At 42.1% G+C, this 16,525-nt stretch carries 13 protein-coding genes; 10 read left to right on the forward strand and 3 right to left on the reverse strand.

Annotation, left to right across the window (positions count from 1 at the left end; all coding sequences use genetic code 11):
- The first annotated feature begins 121 nt into the window (after positions 1-121).
- From ACYVD3_RS12755 to ACYVD3_RS12790, 8 genes are all read left to right on the forward strand, one after another.
- A complete protein-coding gene (locus ACYVD3_RS12755) occupies positions 122-649 on the forward strand; it encodes a GNAT family N-acetyltransferase (protein WP_460642900.1) in 528 nt (175 codons plus the stop codon).
- 206 nt (positions 650-855) lie between these two features.
- Positions 856-1,386: a CDP-alcohol phosphatidyltransferase family protein gene (locus tag ACYVD3_RS12760; protein WP_460642901.1), complete on the forward strand. Its 531-nt coding sequence runs from the start codon at positions 856-858 to the stop codon at positions 1,384-1,386.
- A 607-nt stretch (positions 1,387-1,993) separates the two neighbouring features.
- Positions 1,994-2,860: a metallophosphoesterase family protein gene (locus tag ACYVD3_RS12765; protein WP_460642902.1), complete on the forward strand. Its 867-nt coding sequence runs from the start codon at positions 1,994-1,996 to the stop codon at positions 2,858-2,860.
- A 290-nt stretch (positions 2,861-3,150) separates the two neighbouring features.
- The gene (locus ACYVD3_RS12770) at positions 3,151-4,284 is read left to right on the forward strand and encodes a tetratricopeptide repeat-containing glycosyltransferase (RefSeq protein ID WP_460642903.1); all 1,134 of its coding nucleotides are present in this window, start codon (positions 3,151-3,153) and stop codon (positions 4,282-4,284) included.
- Positions 4,281-5,399: a tetratricopeptide repeat-containing glycosyltransferase gene (locus ACYVD3_RS12775; protein ID WP_460642904.1), complete on the forward strand. Its 1,119-nt coding sequence runs from the start codon at positions 4,281-4,283 to the stop codon at positions 5,397-5,399. The genes ACYVD3_RS12770 and ACYVD3_RS12775 overlap by 4 nt, the downstream gene beginning before the upstream one ends.
- Positions 5,400-7,306: 1,907 nt before the next feature.
- Positions 7,307-8,068, forward strand: a complete 762-nt coding sequence (locus ACYVD3_RS12780; protein ID WP_460642905.1) for a hypothetical protein — start codon at positions 7,307-7,309, stop codon at positions 8,066-8,068.
- 64 nt (positions 8,069-8,132) lie between these two features.
- On the forward strand, positions 8,133-8,456 hold the full coding sequence (locus tag ACYVD3_RS12785) for a TcpK family conjugal transfer DNA-binding protein (protein ID WP_460642906.1): 324 nt from the start codon (positions 8,133-8,135) through the stop codon (positions 8,454-8,456).
- Between the two features lie 13 nt (positions 8,457-8,469).
- A complete protein-coding gene (locus ACYVD3_RS12790) occupies positions 8,470-9,825 on the forward strand; it encodes an FtsK/SpoIIIE domain-containing protein (protein WP_460642907.1) in 1,356 nt (451 codons plus the stop codon).
- 249 nt (positions 9,826-10,074) lie between these two features.
- On the opposite strand, the gene ACYVD3_RS12795 is transcribed toward ACYVD3_RS12790, so the two are convergent.
- Complete coding sequence (locus tag ACYVD3_RS12795) at positions 10,075-10,362, reverse strand: hypothetical protein (protein ID WP_460642908.1); 288 nt, start codon at positions 10,360-10,362, stop codon at positions 10,075-10,077.
- A gap of 152 nt (positions 10,363-10,514) precedes the next feature.
- Between ACYVD3_RS12795 and ACYVD3_RS12800 the strand changes: the two genes are divergently transcribed.
- Positions 10,515-10,784, forward strand: coding sequence for a helix-turn-helix domain-containing protein (locus ACYVD3_RS12800; protein WP_460642909.1), 270 nt, complete (start codon positions 10,515-10,517; stop codon positions 10,782-10,784).
- Positions 10,785-10,834: 50 nt separating this feature from the next.
- Here ACYVD3_RS12800 and ACYVD3_RS12805 read toward each other — a convergent pair whose 3' ends face one another.
- The gene (locus ACYVD3_RS12805; protein ID WP_460642910.1) at positions 10,835-12,418 is read right to left on the reverse strand and encodes a recombinase family protein; all 1,584 of its coding nucleotides are present in this window, start codon (positions 12,416-12,418) and stop codon (positions 10,835-10,837) included.
- A 9-nt stretch (positions 12,419-12,427) separates the two neighbouring features.
- Complete coding sequence (locus tag ACYVD3_RS12810; RefSeq protein WP_460642911.1) at positions 12,428-12,589, reverse strand: hypothetical protein; 162 nt, start codon at positions 12,587-12,589, stop codon at positions 12,428-12,430.
- A gap of 2,066 nt (positions 12,590-14,655) precedes the next feature.
- Between ACYVD3_RS12810 and ACYVD3_RS12815 the strand changes: the two genes are divergently transcribed.
- On the forward strand, positions 14,656-16,404 hold the full coding sequence (locus ACYVD3_RS12815) for a methyl-accepting chemotaxis protein (protein WP_460642912.1): 1,749 nt from the start codon (positions 14,656-14,658) through the stop codon (positions 16,402-16,404).
- Positions 16,405-16,525 lie beyond the last annotated feature (121 nt).

The following is a 16,525-nucleotide window of genomic DNA, read 5'->3' on the forward strand; positions in this document are numbered from 1 at the left end:
TAAAAGGAAGAGCAGCCTGCCCCGGGAACAAGGGGCAGGCTTTTCCATTGCTTCTTTTGGGAGAAGATGATACACTTATAGACAGAAACTATTATAGATAAAGGATTAGGAGATTGATATTATGTTGTTAAAAACCCCGCAGACCCGTTTTGAGGAAATATACCGGATTTATAAGGAGTCATTTCCTGACATTGAGCGCCGGACCAAAGACGATCAGAAAAGGGTTTTCGGTAATCCCTGTTATGGAGTACGAGTCATAGAAGAGGAAGGAAAGATTCTGGCATTTCTTGGATACTGGGACTTACCCTCCTGTGTATTTTTAGAGCATCTGGCGACTACGGAAGCGTGCAGGGGAAAAGGATATGGAAAACAGTTGGTGCAGGAGGTCATGAAAGAAACAGAAAAGCCTGTGTTTTTGGAAATAGAACCAATCACAGAAAAGGATCCCATGACCAGGAGCAGGGCAAGCTTTTACAGCAGGCTGGGTTTTCACCCCAATACGTTTCACTATGAGCAGATGCCTTTAAAACCTGTGGACAGGCCCACTCCATTGTGGATCATGAGCCATGGAAAGCCTGTGACAGAAGAGGAATTTTGGCCCTATAAGAAAGAAATTTATGAAGTGGTATATGGCGTAAAGGCTGAATAAAACTGAATATCCGGCTGAGGACTGCCTAAGAAGCCGGTATCATGCCGGCTTCAGACGGCGGAAAGCGCCATATAAAAAGAGAATATAGTCATTTGACCAAGACGGCAGCTTTGTGCCTATGATGTAAAATACCGATGGTTATAAAATACTTTGTCAAACAGGAACTTATAGGGAATTTTATTTTTATTTAGATGCCGGAGGTTCGAATGAAGAACATTCCCAACTGGATTACCTTAACAAGAATATTAGGAACAGTGGCTTTGCTGGCTATAAAACCATTTTCAGGACAATTTCTCATTATATATGTTTTATGTGGTATCAGCGATGTTTTAGACGGAATGATTGCGCGTAAGATGAATATGGTAAGCAAAAAGGGCCAGATTCTGGATAGCATTGCAGATGCGTTTATGGTCACGGTTCTGCTGCTTATATTTGTCCCTGCTTTTGAATTGCCTTTATGGGGCATATATTGGATCATTTTGATCGCTGCCATTCGCCTGACATCCTTGGGAATTGGTTTTATACGATATAAACAGTTGGCTTTTTTACACACTTATGGGAATAAGGCAACGGGAATCGCTTTGTTTTGTTTCCCGTTTCTGTATATTGGATTAGGATTATACCCAACAACTGTTTTGGTTTGTTTTATTGCAAGTATTTCTGCAGTAGAAGAATTGATTATCAATGGGGTTTCTAAAAAGTTATGCAGAGATATTAAATCTATATTCTCAATATAAAAATATTCAAGACTCCCGGCGTTCAATCCGCAGATCCGTTTATGGCAAGGCTCAAAGCTGGACTTATGAGCCGGAATTTCCTCAAGGTTTATCAATCCAAGCGATAAGGAGTATAAAGAGCCGGATATCCATGAAAAAGATTTAAACAGCTTAGAGGCAAGCTCAAGCAGATATCTTTCAAAGGAAGAAATCAATCATTATTTTGCTGATATCCAGGTAAAAATAAAAACTTATCTTTCACAATTAACAGATCATCAGTTAAGGGAAACTCCGCCGGATTGTGAATATATTAGATTTACTCTGATCCTGGCACAGTTCAGGCATCTTCACACCCATATGGGAATGATTATGGGATTTATCATTAATGACACAGGCTTATGACCAAGAGTGTTAGGTCTGGAGAATCCTTTTCCAGTTGGAGAATACAGTAAATATTTATAGCCATAAGCTTTTTAGAATAAAGGGATAGAGGCCGGAGGGCCTGTGAAATCAAATGAGAATGAGAAGTTAATGGAACTTCTCATTTTGGTTATTTGGCAGTCCTTATCAATGGGATTTATGAATTATTTTACAATTAAGAAATTGGAATTATGGGGGCGATGAGGAAATGGCTGTAGCGGTTTTATCGGATATTCACAGCAATTACATAGCATTAGAAACATGCATTGATTACGCATTATCAAAGGATATAAGGACATTTATTTTTTTAGGCGATTATGTGGGTGAACTGGCCTATCCGCAAAAAACCATGGAAAGGATTTATGAATTGTCCGCTGAGTATGAATGTTATTTTATTAAGGGAAATAAGGAAGATTACTGGATCGGTTACCAGAATAACCGGTTTGTTTGGCAGGAACATGATTCAACAACCGGTTGTTTGCTGTATGCATATAAGAATTTGACTGAAAGAGACATGGATTTTTTTAAAGGATTGCCAATATCTCAGAATATTACGTTGGGAAATATGCCTCAGATAACAATATGCCATGGTTCCCCTTACAAAACAAATCAGAAGCTGTTACAGGACAATGATGAAACATTGGAGATGATGGAGAGGAGCGATTCCTCTATTATATTATGCGGACATACCCATTTTCAGGGTAAAATCGAGAATAAAGGGAACATGGTGTTAAATCCAGGGGCAGTAGGACTTCCCATGCATAGCAGCGGAAAGTCACAGTTTATGATATTGCACGAAATGGACAATCAATGGAAAGAAGAGTTTGTCAGCCTTGCATATGATGTAGAAAAGGTAGTAGAGGATCTTCATGCATCAGGGCTGGATCTTCATGCGCCATATTGGTGTATTGTCACTGAAAATCTATTACGCAACGGAAATATACCGCACAGTACAGTGCTGGAAAGGGCAATGTCATTATGCGATGATGAAACTGGAAATTGTATATGGCCCGATGTCCCGGAAAAATACTGGAAACAGGCAGTGGCAGAAATTATGTGTGAGAAGCAGGTTTAAATCCAACTGTGGGATTAATGAAATCAGGAAGTTGATACTTTGTTTACAGTCTGAAGCCGGCCTAATGCCGGTTTTTTTGTTTCCCGGCAAGGGACGTATACTTACGGTCAAGTTCCGGCGGGACCTGCAGGTAGGAATTCCATAGCTAAAAGCAAAGGTGTTTATCCTAAGGTGAAATTTAAGGGAAGCCGGAGTGCAATCCACTGATTGTCCACAAAAGCCGTTTCTTCACAAGATGTGCTGCAAGATGCATATATTGAATCTAGCAGAATAAAATTAGGCGATCAAAAATGTTAAAGGAGTCGGTGGAAGTGAACCAATATAAAATTTGCGTATATGCAATCAGTAAAAACGAGGAACAGTTTGTAGACCGCTGGATGGATGCTGTATCCGAAGCCGATGCCGTCATTGTAACGGACACAGGCTCAACGGATCATACGGTTGAACGGCTTCGGGAAAGAGGAGCCATCGTTTATGAAGAGACCATATCGCCGTGGAGGTTTGACACGGCCCGCAATGTGGCATTAAGTCATGCTCCTGAGGATGCGGATATCTGCGTATCAAACGACTTAGATGAGGTCTTTGAGCCTGGTTGGAGGCAAAAACTGGAATCCATATGGAAACCGGGACACACCCGTGCACGGTACTTATTTACATTTGCCTGTAATCCTGACGGCACACCCAATAAGCAGTATCCTATGGAAAAGATCCACAGCCGCCATGGCTACCGCTGGGTGCATCCGGTACATGAGATACTGGAATACACCGGCGCAGGTTCTGAAAGAATCACATGGATCAAGGGGATTGTCCTTAATCATTATCCGGATTTGTCAAAACCCAGAAGCCAATATCTACCCCTTTTGGAATTATCGGTTGAGGAGAATCCCCTTAATGACAGGGCTATGTTCTGGCTTGGAAGAGAATATGTGTATTATAAAAATTTTGACAAGGGAATTGAAATTTTGAAGAAGCATCTTTCCCTTCCAAAAGCTAGATGGAGTGAGGAGCGAAGTGCATCCATGCGTTTTATCGCTCAATGCTACGAAGAAAAGGGAAATATGAAAGAGGCCAGGTCATGGCTTTTCCGGGCGCTGGCAGAATGCCCGGATGTGCGGGAACCATATCTTGCGCTGGTAAAATCAGGTTATAAGGAAAAAAACTGGCCCCTGTCCTATGCCATGGCAGAAAAGGGATTAACCATCACGGAAAGCACAGGGAGCTATCTGGTGGATCCGGAAGGCTGGGGATATGCTTTATATGATTACGGCTCCATCAGCGCTTATAATATGGGCATGTATGAGAAAGCCAGGGATTATGCCCAGAAGGCCCTCAGCATGGATCCGGCCAACCCAAGGCTGCAGAACAATCTGCTGCTGGTTGAAGACAGGATCAAAAAACAGGAAAAAGCGGAGGAATCCTCATGAAGCTAAAAATTTGTGTTTATGCCATTTGTAAAAATGAAGTTCATTTTGTAGATAAGTGGATGGACTCCATGAGTGAGGCTGATTTGATTGTGGTCACGGATACCGGTTCTGAAGATGGGACCGTTGAAAAACTGAAAGAACGGGGTGCGGTTGTATATGTGGACATAGTAAGGCCGTGGAGGTTTGATGTGGCGCGGAACATTTCGCTGGATCATGTCCCTGAGGATGTGGATATCTGCGTCTGTACGGACCTGGATGAATTATTTGAGCCAGGCTGGCGCAAAAAGCTTGAAGAGGCGTGGCTTAACCACAAGCCGGAAAAACCCATACCCACTGCAAGAACGGGAAGATACCTGTATAACTGGAGTCTTAAGGAAGATGGGACTCCTGATATGCAATTTTATTATTTTAAGGTGCACAGCCGGATGGGATTCCGCTGGAAATGCCCTGTCCATGAATTTCTTAAACACACAGGACAATTGCCCCTTGAAACCATATATATCGAGGGCATGGTTCTCAGCCATTACCCAGACCCTGAAAAGTCCCGTGGTTCTTATCTTCCCCTTTTGGAGCTTGCTGTACAGGAGGCCCCGGAGGATGAGAGGATGAGGTATTATCTTGGCAGAGAATATATGTACAAGAGCCAGTGGCGGAAAAGCATTGAGACCCTTAAGGAATATCTTGTTTTGCCGGCTGCCGTGTGGAGTGATGAACGAAGTGCCGCAATGCGCTGGATTGCTAAATCCTGTTATAAAATAGGAGATTTAAAAGGGGCATACGCCTGGTATTATAAAGCCATTGCAGAGGTACCTGATATGCGTGACCCCTATGTGGAGTTTTCTAAAATGTGCTATGAAATAAAAGATTGGGCGATGGCGTATTATTTGACAAAAGAAGCTTTGAAGATAAAAGATAAGTCGAGGACCTTTGTCAATATGGGATATTCCTGGGATTATACCCCGGATGATTATTGCTCCATAGCTGCTTTTTGGCTGGGTATGCCGGAGGAATCCCTGGAACATGCAAAAAGTGCTCTTCAATATGCACCCGATAATGAACGGTTAAAGAGCAATTTTAACATCATTGCTGCCGCACAAAAATCAAATTGTCCTTAAAAACCGGAACGTATTATTGCTGACATTATAATATGTTCCTTTAGGGATTTCAGAAAGGGTGTCATAATATGCAAAATGCCAGTGATGGTCATGAAAATAACCCGGCGGTGACAAGACAGGAGTGTTCAGAAAAAGTTTGTGGTTGTAACCGGTGCTGCTGTTCCGGTCCTACAGGCCCAAGAGGTTCCCAGGGGCCCATGGGACCAAGGGGCTGCCCAGGTCCCACGGGTCAAACAGGGTCTCGTGGTCCCATGGGACCACGGGGGTGCCCAGGCCCAACGGGCCCAACAGGTCCAAGCTGTTCAGGCTGTCCGGGTCCAACAGGTGCTACAGGTCCAACCGGCCCAACGGGGCTCCAGGGGGTAACAGGTCCGACCGGACCGACGGGATCCCAGGGAGTAACAGGCCCGACGGGATCACAGGGAAATACAGGTCCGACCGGCCCAGCGGGGCCACAAGGATTAATCGGCGCGACAGGTCCAACAGGACCGCAAGGATTAACTGGCCCGACAGGACCACAAGGAGCAGTCGGCCCGATAGGCCCACAGGGAGCAATCGGCCCGATAGGACCACAAGGAGCAATCGGCCCGATAGGCCCACAGGGAGCAACGGGCCCAACGGGCCCGCAAGGATTAATCGGCCTAACCGGTCCAACAGGCCCACAAGGAGCAACCGGTCCAACGGGTCCACAGGGAGATACAGGACCGCAAGGACTAATCGGTGAGACTGGTCCGATAGGACCACAAGGAACAACAGGCCCGACCGGTCCACAAGGATTAACGGGTCTACAGGGAGATACAGGTTCGACCGGTCCGCAAGGACTAATCGGTCCGACCGGTCCAACAGGCCCACAAGGATCAACCGGCCCGACCGGTCCGCAGGGAGATACAGGTCCCGCAGGTCCAACAGGCTCGCAAGGACTAATCGGTCCGACCGGTCCAACGGGCCTACAAGGATCAACAGGCCCGACGGGTCCACAGGGAGATACAGGCCCAACAGGACCGCAAGGGTTAATCGGTCCAACCGGTTCCACAGGTCCAACAGGCTCGCAAGGACTAATCGGTCCGACAGGCCCAACCGGCCCACAAGGATCAACCGGCCCAACGGGTCCACAGGGAGATACAGGCCCGCAAGGACTAATCGGTCCGACCGGTCCAACGGGCCCACAAGGATCAACTGGCCCGACGGGTCCACAGGGAGATATAGGTCCAACGGGCCCAATAGGTCCGCAGGGATTAATCGGCCCAACAGGTCTGCAGGGAGATACAGGTCCAACCGGCCCGCAAGGACTAATCGGTGCGACAGGCCCGACAGGACCACAAGGAATAACAGGCCCGACGGGTCCACAAGGATTAACGGGTCCAACTGGTTCACAGGGAGATACAGGTCCGATAGGCCCAACGGGCGCGCAAGGATTAATCGGTCCAACGGGCCCAACAGGTCCGCAGGGATTAATCGGCCCAACTGGTCCAACGGGTCCACAAGGATCAACCGGCCCGACAGGTCCGCAGGGAGATACAGGTCCAACAGGACCGCAAGGACTAATCGGTGCGACAGGCCCGACAGGACCACAAGGAACAACAGGCCCGACGGGTCCACAAGGATTAACGGGTCCAACTGGTTCACAGGGAGGTACAGTTCCTAAATAGCCCCCCTATAAAAACAAATCTTCTTGCTGAACATTCTAACATGAAATCATTATCAAATCAAATGAATAGTAGATAATTTTAAGTAAAATACACCTCAAAAAAGGTGTATTTTTTTTCGTCTGGATTTCATATCATATTACACAACATCAATCCTCTATTTATCAGGGCTTTCTTGATGTAACTTACAAATAAGGGAATAGACATAGATATACGTAGTATATCTATGGATAAAAAAGGGTTGTAATGAGAGGGGATTATATGAAATATAATACACTACGAGATTACGAAGCCTTTTTGAAAAAAGGAATGGCGGCATCGTCGGCTATCAGCTACCGAAAATGTGTTGATACCCTTTTGAATGACCAGTACATTATGGATTGTAAAAATATTGACTTTGATTTAATTTTACATAAGTTTGAAGCAATGAAACATAAAAATCAGTATTCCAAATATAAAAGTGCTTTATTGAAATTCTGCGAGTTTCAAGATATCAAATTAGATAATGATTTCTTGCTAAAACTCAATCTCATGAAATTGGATAAAAAGAAACAGCGACGAAAATTAAAAGAGGTAGATTTAAAGGATATCAATAATCACATGCGGGTGATACGTGATAAAAAGTTAAAGCTATCATATCAAACAATGCTTAACAAAGGATTAAGAGTATCGGAACTTTCCCAGATAGGAAAAGATGATTGTGTGATTGATTCGGATAAAATTGAAATGTCATTTATCGGCAAAGGTGGCAACTTGGAATCTGTAATCATTTTAAAAAATGAAAATGAAACCTTATATCAAAATCTATCATTATTGATTCATGATTCTAATGATAAGGTTTTTTATTCAGCGAATTATCTCCAGATGAACGCAAATGGCTTTGCTTGCCATGACCTCCGCCGAGCATTTGCAAAATTGGAATATGAGAAAAACAAAAGCTTAAATCAGACCGCTGAAAAACTACGACACAAGAACAAAAATAATACAAAAATCTATACGAATAGTAAAGTCAAAATAAAATAAGGGTATTGGCACATACCTGTTTTTTCATGTGTGCATATATTAAACTACCCCGAAAATTTAGGAGGTGGCGTATATAAAACTATTAGACTTGATACTACAAGAATATTTTGCAATTGTAGAACACCTAAAAAATAACAGATATGAAACCGGCGATAAAATCATTATAGATAATACGCAATTTTATTCACTCTTAGATAAGAACGGTTATTTAAAACGAAAGAAGAAACTTGATATTTATAAACAACTTAATCTTATCATTTGCAATTCTAAGGGGTACGCCTCCGTTGTCTATGACAAAGTAGAAAAAAAATCAAAACGAAAGATAATCGTAAATTTGAAAACATATGACCTGTTAAAGCGGTTATATCTTGTTGAGTTGAAAAAATAAAAGGAGGTTTTGAATGAATATAATTTACTTGGGGGCTTCATTTCTGCCAGAATACAAAAAAACATTTGGTACATATTTAGTAATAATAGCAGGATTAAATCTGTATTCTTTGGTTAATGGTGATAACATGATTATGTCTCTTTTTATGACGTTCTTATGTTCTCTTCCCTTTTTCTTTGTCATGGGTCTTGTTGTAAAAGTAAGAACGTATCCTATGCGTAAGAAACGAGAGGAATATAACAAAATGTTTGAAGATATTGGGCTTTATATCAAAAAAGAAGAGTGTCCAGTTTTTATAGGACAAGAAGATACCGAGTACATAACAGCTCTTGTCTTTCAAACGAAAATTCCAGTTGAAATATGGGAAAATAAAAAATCACTATTAGAAAGCTATCTAAATAAGAAAATTGTTAAGATAAAGTATTTTCAAGAAAATAGAAATACGGTTGATATCTTGATTGAAAATAAGCCGTTACCAAATAACATACCTTGGTTAGATGAACACATGCGGGAAAAAGATTATTATGTTCTAGGTGTAGACCATTTTGGTTATGTGACGATTGATTTAAACAGTACACCACATGCTTTTGTAGCTGGTGAAACTGGTAGTGGTAAATCAACCGTGATGAAGTGTCTTATTTATCAAAGCATTGTCAAAGATTATATAGTGAAACTAATCGACTTTAAACGTGGTGTTTCGTTCGCTGCCTTTGATGAGGTTGTGGAAATCTATAGCGATTATCCCAAAATCAAAATTCTCCTTGATAGCTTGGTCAAAGAAACGAATGATAGACTTGATATGCTCAGAGAAGCCCGTGTGGAAGATATCAAAGACTACAATCAGATTAGCGGTCGTTATATGCCCCGTATTGTCGTGTTTATCGATGAATTAGCAGAGTTAATGAAGTCCAGTGATAAGGAAGCCAATAAAGCCATTACAAATAGCTTAGAAACGCTTACACGGCTTTCTAGGGCGGTTGGAATCAATTTGATTATGGGTTTGCAACGTCCAGATTCTACAATCATCAACGGGCAAATTAAAAATAATGTATCAAGTCGTGTATGTGGCAGATTTGTAGACCCTGAACCAAGTCGGATTATGCTCGGTAATGACATGGCAACAAAGATACCACAAATAAAGGGACGTTTCATTTTAAGAGATACCAATTTTAGAGAATTTCAGGCTTTTCGCATTACTGATGAATTGATGTTCTTTATCAATCATAAAATGTATCAGTATTCTAGCAACTATCAAAAAAAATTCAAAGCGGAAGAATCAAAACAAGAAAAACAAAAAGAAGCAGATTCACGGCAAATAGCAGATTCACAAAATTCAGCATTAGATTTTAATTTTGATGATATTATCTAGTACATACAAAAAAGCAAGCGATTTTATGTCGTTTGCTTTTATTCCTATAAAAAAAATAAATCAGATTTTAAATAGTTAAATTAGTAACCTTTTTTACATAGAAACATAATATATAATTGTCAGAACAATTTTATATTATCTGGCTAATGCTCTTTGAGAACGTAAGAGGTGGGGAGGAAAATATCTCCCTTTTTTGTTATAAATTAAGAAGGTATACAAAAAAGCAAGCGGTTTTGAATCGCTTGCTTTTTATATATCATATTCCAAAATACTATCAATAATTGATTGAAATGTTGTTTTTGTTGCAACTTTTATAAATAGAAAACCATTTTCGCTACCTTCAGTAAGTTCGGCATGAAACATAGGAGTTCGTACAGATTCATACATTGACAAAGTAAAACAAAAACTTTTATATTCTATCCTACCCAAAAAAGATAATATATCACTACTCCCATCTTCGATTAGCCTCATTTCCTCTGGATATTCATAATTTTTGATATACTGTGTTAATTCGTCCAAATAATACCAATTTTCCAAGTTATCCTCCTATAATAATTTAGATTTTAACACTAATACAAACCACGTAATGTTTAAAAAATTGATTACAACAACATTGTAACTCGAATGACATTCGAGTGTCAACGCAAAGTTATGTAATAATCATAGCAAATACTTTGGGAGGTTTTGCTATGAAACTAAATGATAAAAAGATAGTAGATAAAACTATTGGTGATATGATAAAGCATATGAGAGTTACAGAAGGTTTGTCACAAAAGACTCTTGGAGAAAAAATAAATAAGACTGAATCGACAATTTCAGTTTATGAGTTAGAGAAAAGTAGCTTTCCATTTACAAGTTTTCATAATATTGCTAAGACTTGCGATTTTGAAATATTACTTTATGACAAAGATACAGAGGAAATATTTCGCATTATTGATTCGAAAAAAGATAAAAAGTAAAATGAAAAGCAGATGTAACAGTATGACATCTGCTTTTTGTGTGATTGTGATTACTCTTTTTTTAAAAAGTCGATTCCCAGTATTTCCAAAAGTCCTTCGGTTGTGTTTGAATCTTTATTCACTCTGTTGATAATATGTATTTTATCAATGAATGTAACTAGAAAATTTTGTTTTTCTTCGTCTGTGAGTAGTTCCCAGTTTTCCTTTAAATTTAAAATTATATTTTCAGTAGTTAAAGTTAATTCATCATTGTTATCAATTTTTTTGATTGGTAATTCATCAATTAACTGCTCAATATTTTTGATTTCTAAATCACAAACGTTTTTTAAATCTCTAAATTCCTCAAATGAAATTAAATCAGCAATTAGCTTTTCTTTTAAATCTTTGGTCTTGTTATTCAGACGGTCCAACTCATTTTCGTACTGTTCAAGCAATTCAAGGATATTATCCTGTTCCTCACTGTAAGTATTAGAATCTAATTCTTGAATATCATATTTATCAAAATCCATTTCGTATATATACTCTTTGAATTTATCCTCAATTTTTTTATGGCTTACTTGTTTTGCAACACAACTGCCTAATAATTTATTAGGGCATCTATATGCATTTAGTTGATACTCTGAACCGTCAACCCGTTTTTTAACTTTTATGTGAGTGGTCATTTTAGCCCCACAAATACCGCAATATAAAACGCTTGTAAAATAATTTTCTGCATTTGCTCGTTTCGTGTGTGGTCTTTTTTCCATGGAATCAAGCTTCTTTTGAACTAGGTTAAATAATTCGATTTTGATGATAATAGGGGCTTTACTTTCGGATTCCTGATATCTTTCCTCATTATCACGGCAATAGCGAAGTATACCAATATAAATAGGATTTGTTAGAATATACTTTATGCTTTTGTGTGAAAATAGTTTTCCTCTTTTCGTCCGAAATCCTCGCCGGTTTAAATCTTTTGCAATCCATGTTAAAGATTTATTGTGATATACAAATTGTTCAAAAATCCATTTCACGTTTTTTGCTTCGGTTTCATTAACCGTAGGAATTAGTTGCAGTTTTTCACGGTCATAACCATAACTAGCAAAGTCTTTCCATAATGGATAACCCTCTTTTGCTTTTCGTTTTAGCCCCTCAGCAGTACGTTCTGCTATGACTTCACGTTCCCACTCAGCGAATATCCCGACAAGTTTAATAAACATTCTTCCAACTGCCGTTGTTGTGTCAATGCTTTCCTGTAAAGAGATGAAGTCGCAGCCATATTCATTAAATGTTTCAACTAGGGTAATTAGGTCTTTGACGCTTCGTGTTAATCGGTCGATTTTGACAACTAGAACCCCTTTAATTTTTTTTTGGTAAATGTCTTTTAAAAGACGTTTCATTTCTGGTCTGCCGTCAATATCTTTTCCACTTTTTCCGTCATCCATATAGATATTGAAAATTGGTAATTTGAACGCTTCACAATAGCTTTTTAATCTGTCAATTTGAGCCGCGATAGAAAAGCCATGTTTGGCTTGTTCTTCGGTTGATACACGAACATATAAAGCATAACCTGCTTTGCTTAAAACGTTAAGAGGAGCGGATACGTTTTCAGTCATTTCTTTTTTTGATACATTTGTTACATTCTTTTTCTTTCCCATTGAAATCTCCTATCTTTTTGTATTTTTGATAGAAGACTTGTTGTCTGTTTTGTAGTTGTTTTCTTTTTCCATTTTTATTTTTCTTGGAATTGATGTTCTCAAAAAGAAATTTAGCATGTCAATTTGCAACTCTTTAGGAATTACTTTTTTTTGTAAATCATTTTTTTTCAAACTCTACCACCATAACTCACTTGATATAGTCTATGATTTAGAAATAAAAAGTACTACAAATACAAAAAACTCTATTGGTGGGGCTTTATTGGAAGTGTATCGAGATACAGGTCCGACAGGCCCAACGGGCCTGCAAGGATTAATCGGTCCCATCGGTCCAACGGGCTCACAAGGATCAACAGGTCCAACCGGCCCGCAAGGACTAATCGGTGCGACTGGCCCGATAGGAGCGCAAGGATCAACCGGCCCGGCAGGTCCGCAGGGAGATACAGGTCCAACGGGCCCACAAGGACTAATCGGCCCAACTGGTCCACAAGGAGATACGGGGCCAACAGGCCCAACAGGCCCAACCGGCCCAACAGGCCCGCAAGGAGATACAGGTCCCACCGGCTCAACGGGCCCACAAGGACTAATTGGTCCGACAGGTCCAACGGGCCCACAAGGATTAACCGGCCCGACCGGTTCTCAGGGAGATACAGGTCCGACAGGCCCAACGGGCCCGCAAGGATTAATCGGCCCCATCGGTCCAACGGGTCCACAAGGATCAACTGGGCCAACAGGTCCGCAGGGAGATACAGGTCCGACTGGTCCAACGGGCCCGCAAGGGCTAATCGGTCCAACCGGTCCAACGGGCCTACAAGGATCAACCGGCCCGACCGGTCTGCAGGGAGATACAGGTCCCACAGGCCCGATGGGTCCACAGGGAGATACCGGTCCGACCGGTCCAACAGGCGCGCAGGGAGATACAGGTCTGACAGGCCCAACGGGCCCGCAAGGACTAATCGGCTCAACCGGTCCAACGGGACCACAAGGATCAACTGGCCCAACGGGTGCGCAGGGAGATACAGGTCCGATCGGCCCAACGGGCCCGCAAGGATTAATCGGCCCAACGGGCCCACAGGGAGATACGGGTCCAACCGGCCCGCAAGGATTAATCGGCCCAACGGGCCCACAGGGAGATACAGGTCCGACCGGCCCAACGGGCCCGCAAGGACTAATCGGCCCAACCGGCCCAACGGGGCCACAAGGATCAACTGGCCCAACGGGCGCGCAGGGAGATACAGGTCCGACCGGCCCAACAGGTCCGCAAGGACTAATCGGTCCAACCGGTCCAACAGGCCCACAAGGATCAACCGGCCCAACAGGTCCGCAGGGAGATACCGGTCCAACCGGCCCAACCGGCCCCGATTTTGCCTCGACAGGATTTTCCGCGTTCAAGGCTACTCTGACAGTATCAACGGATACGCAAATAACAAACTGGACCACAACGGCTCCTTACTATGGAGATGCCAGTTTTAACGTTACAACAGGAAACTTTACGGTACCGGCAACAGGAAGGTACTCTATAAAGGCGACCATTAACTATTCCACATTACTGGCAATTACAGGTTCCGTCGGAAATAATGTAAATCCGTCGTTTGCGGTATCAAGGACATCACCTACAACCGATACGATCGTCAGCGGGTTATTCCCGATTTTAAACATCAACGTGCTTGTCCTGACTTTAAGGGCTGTATTGGGCAACGGAACAGTTACTTTGGCTGGTGATGCAGTATTTAACATTGGTGACGTTGTAGGATTGTTCTATGTATCAAGCGGTTTGTCCTTAAATCTCAATCTTGGAGGAGCCAATACGGGTGGAATCATATGGTCAGTTCACAGAATCGCATAGCATAAAGGGATCGTATTCTCACATCTAGTCATTTATAAAGGTTATTCCGAAGTTTAGGCAAATGCCTTGTATCATTAAAGGCTGGGCAGAAACTTCGGGATAACTTGTTTTTTATGACCCCTCCCATGTTTATTTCTCATATTTTTGTTTCCGGCAATGTTCTTATTTAAATTGTATTTTCCCAGGACCATGACAGGAACAAACCGGTTATATTATAGGTAAAATATAATCATTTCAAATAATTAATTCATTTATCAAATCATTTTACCAAAAAGGCAGGAAAATGACGAAATAGTTTCACCCAATTCTGTACAAAGTTGCATTGACAAATTTCCCAGGCGAGGTATGATATTGCATGAAAGAGAAGTATATGCAATCACGGAGGATGCACAGCATGGATAAACAGAAAAGATACAGATTGCAGGTAAGAGGCAAACTAATTTTATTTGTAAGTGTTTTGGTTTTCAGTACGATTTTCCTATTAACAGCAATTTTTTACGTAAGCTTGAACCGAGCGTATCAGAATTGGATTGACTCAAGCTATCAAAGTTTTGATGTAAATATCAAAACAGCGGTGGAAAGCCTTGTAAGCGTGTTGGATGCCAATTATAAACGCTATGAAAACGGCGAAATCACAGAGCAGGAAGCGCGTAAAAATGCGGAGAGCATTGTGCGGGATACCCGCTACGGCGATGGAAAAGGTTATTTCTGGGCGGATACATCTGCAGGATTATGTACCGTACATATGAATCCCGATTACGAAGGGAAAGAACGGTATGATGAACAAGATCTTGCCGGAAATTATTATATCCGCAATTTGATCGGAAATGGTTCAAAGCCTGGCGGAGGATATACGAATTATTATTTTACCAAACCGGGCCAGGATGGCGCATTCGCAAAGAGGGCTTATACCTTAAAATTTGAACCCTATGACTGGTATATCAGCACAGGAAATTATATTGACGATATTGACGGTGCAGTTGTAAATTACCAAAAGCAGAAGGTATTTGAAATATTGCTGCTTCTTGGAGTTTCCGTGAGTGTCTGTGTGATCGGACTTTTGGTGCTTGCCGTCCGGCTGAACCGCATAACCGCACCCCTTAGTCCCATTGCGGGCCGTCTGAAGCTTTTGGCGGCAGGAGATGTACATACGCCACCCGTACTTATCAGCCAGACAAAGGATGAGATGGAGGTGCTGTCTCAGGCAACCGATGAACTGATAACCCAGATGCGTGAGGTAGTAGATGATATTACCATACATTTGGAACATATGGCACAGGGTGATATGACGCTTCCTGTGGAGAAAGAATATTCCGGTGATTTTGTGCCCATTCATGACGCCCTTCTTCTGATTTACCAGCAGCTCAACGGGACGCTGCGGGCCATTCACCAGTCTGCGGACCAGGTGAGTGCAGGCTCTTCCCAGGTGGCTGACGCCGCCCAGGCGCTGGCTGCAGGAGCGACTGAGCAGGCCGGAACCATTGAACGGCTTTCTGAATCTATAACAGAGGTTTCCGCACAGGTGGAGCAAAGCTCAGTCCACATAGATGAAGCAGCCGGATATGTGGAACAGACCGTAGGACGGGTAGAAGAAAGCAATGATAAAATGAAGCAGATGCTGAATGCAATGGACGATATTAAAATAACATCAGATGAAATTGGTAAAATCACCCAGGATGTAGATTCAATTGCCTCCCAGACGAACCTGCTTGCGCTGAATGCAGCAGTGGAAGCTGCCCGGGCAGGAGAGGCAGGCAAAGGATTTGCAATTGTGGCTGACGAAGTACGCAGCCTTGCCGCCAAGGCAGCCCAGGCCGCGAAACGGACGTCTGTGCTGGTGGAAAATGCCTCCAAGGCTGTAAAGGAGGGAATGGATACCGCCCGGGAAAATGCAGACATCCTCATGGACGTTTCCAATCAGGCAAGGCATGTCCGTGAACTGATGGAAACTGTGGAAAAGGCATCCCAGGAACAGGCCCTTGCCATGAATGAAGTGACCTATGGAATTACCCAGATATCTGCGGTAGTGCAGAGCAATGCGGCTACAGCGGAACAAAGCTCCGCTTCCAGTGAAGAGCTTTCCGCGCAAGCTGGTTTGCTGCGTGAAGAAGTAAGCAAATTTAAAATTTTATCTCAGGAATAACCGGACCATTCATCAAGTATTTGTTCATTTTCCAGGTGAAAAACAGGGTTTTATGTTCTTTTTGACGATATATCCAAGAAGATATTGAATTAAAAATCTCATTATGATACCATGAAGATGG

This window comes from Lacrimispora brassicae (genome assembly GCF_054772055.1).

Excerpts from the sequence above, each read along its gene's own strand:
- ACYVD3_RS12755 (WP_460642900.1), top strand. The coding sequence starts at position 122 with ATGTTGTTAAAAACCCCGCAGACCCGTTTTGAGGAAATATACCGGATT.
- ACYVD3_RS12760 (WP_460642901.1), top strand. The coding sequence starts at position 856 with ATGAAGAACATTCCCAACTGGATTACCTTAACAAGAATATTAGGAACA.
- ACYVD3_RS12765 (WP_460642902.1), top strand. The coding sequence starts at position 1,994 with ATGGCTGTAGCGGTTTTATCGGATATTCACAGCAATTACATAGCATTA.
- ACYVD3_RS12770 (WP_460642903.1), top strand. The coding sequence starts at position 3,151 with ATGTTAAAGGAGTCGGTGGAAGTGAACCAATATAAAATTTGCGTATAT.
- ACYVD3_RS12775 (WP_460642904.1), top strand. The coding sequence starts at position 4,281 with ATGAAGCTAAAAATTTGTGTTTATGCCATTTGTAAAAATGAAGTTCAT.
- ACYVD3_RS12780 (WP_460642905.1), top strand. The coding sequence starts at position 7,307 with ATGAAATATAATACACTACGAGATTACGAAGCCTTTTTGAAAAAAGGA.
- ACYVD3_RS12790 (WP_460642907.1), top strand. The coding sequence starts at position 8,470 with ATGAATATAATTTACTTGGGGGCTTCATTTCTGCCAGAATACAAAAAA.
- ACYVD3_RS12800 (WP_460642909.1), top strand. The coding sequence starts at position 10,515 with ATGAAACTAAATGATAAAAAGATAGTAGATAAAACTATTGGTGATATG.
- ACYVD3_RS12805 (WP_460642910.1), bottom strand. The coding sequence starts at position 12,418 with ATGGGAAAGAAAAAGAATGTAACAAATGTATCAAAAAAAGAAATGACT.
- ACYVD3_RS12815 (WP_460642912.1), top strand. The coding sequence starts at position 14,656 with ATGGATAAACAGAAAAGATACAGATTGCAGGTAAGAGGCAAACTAATT.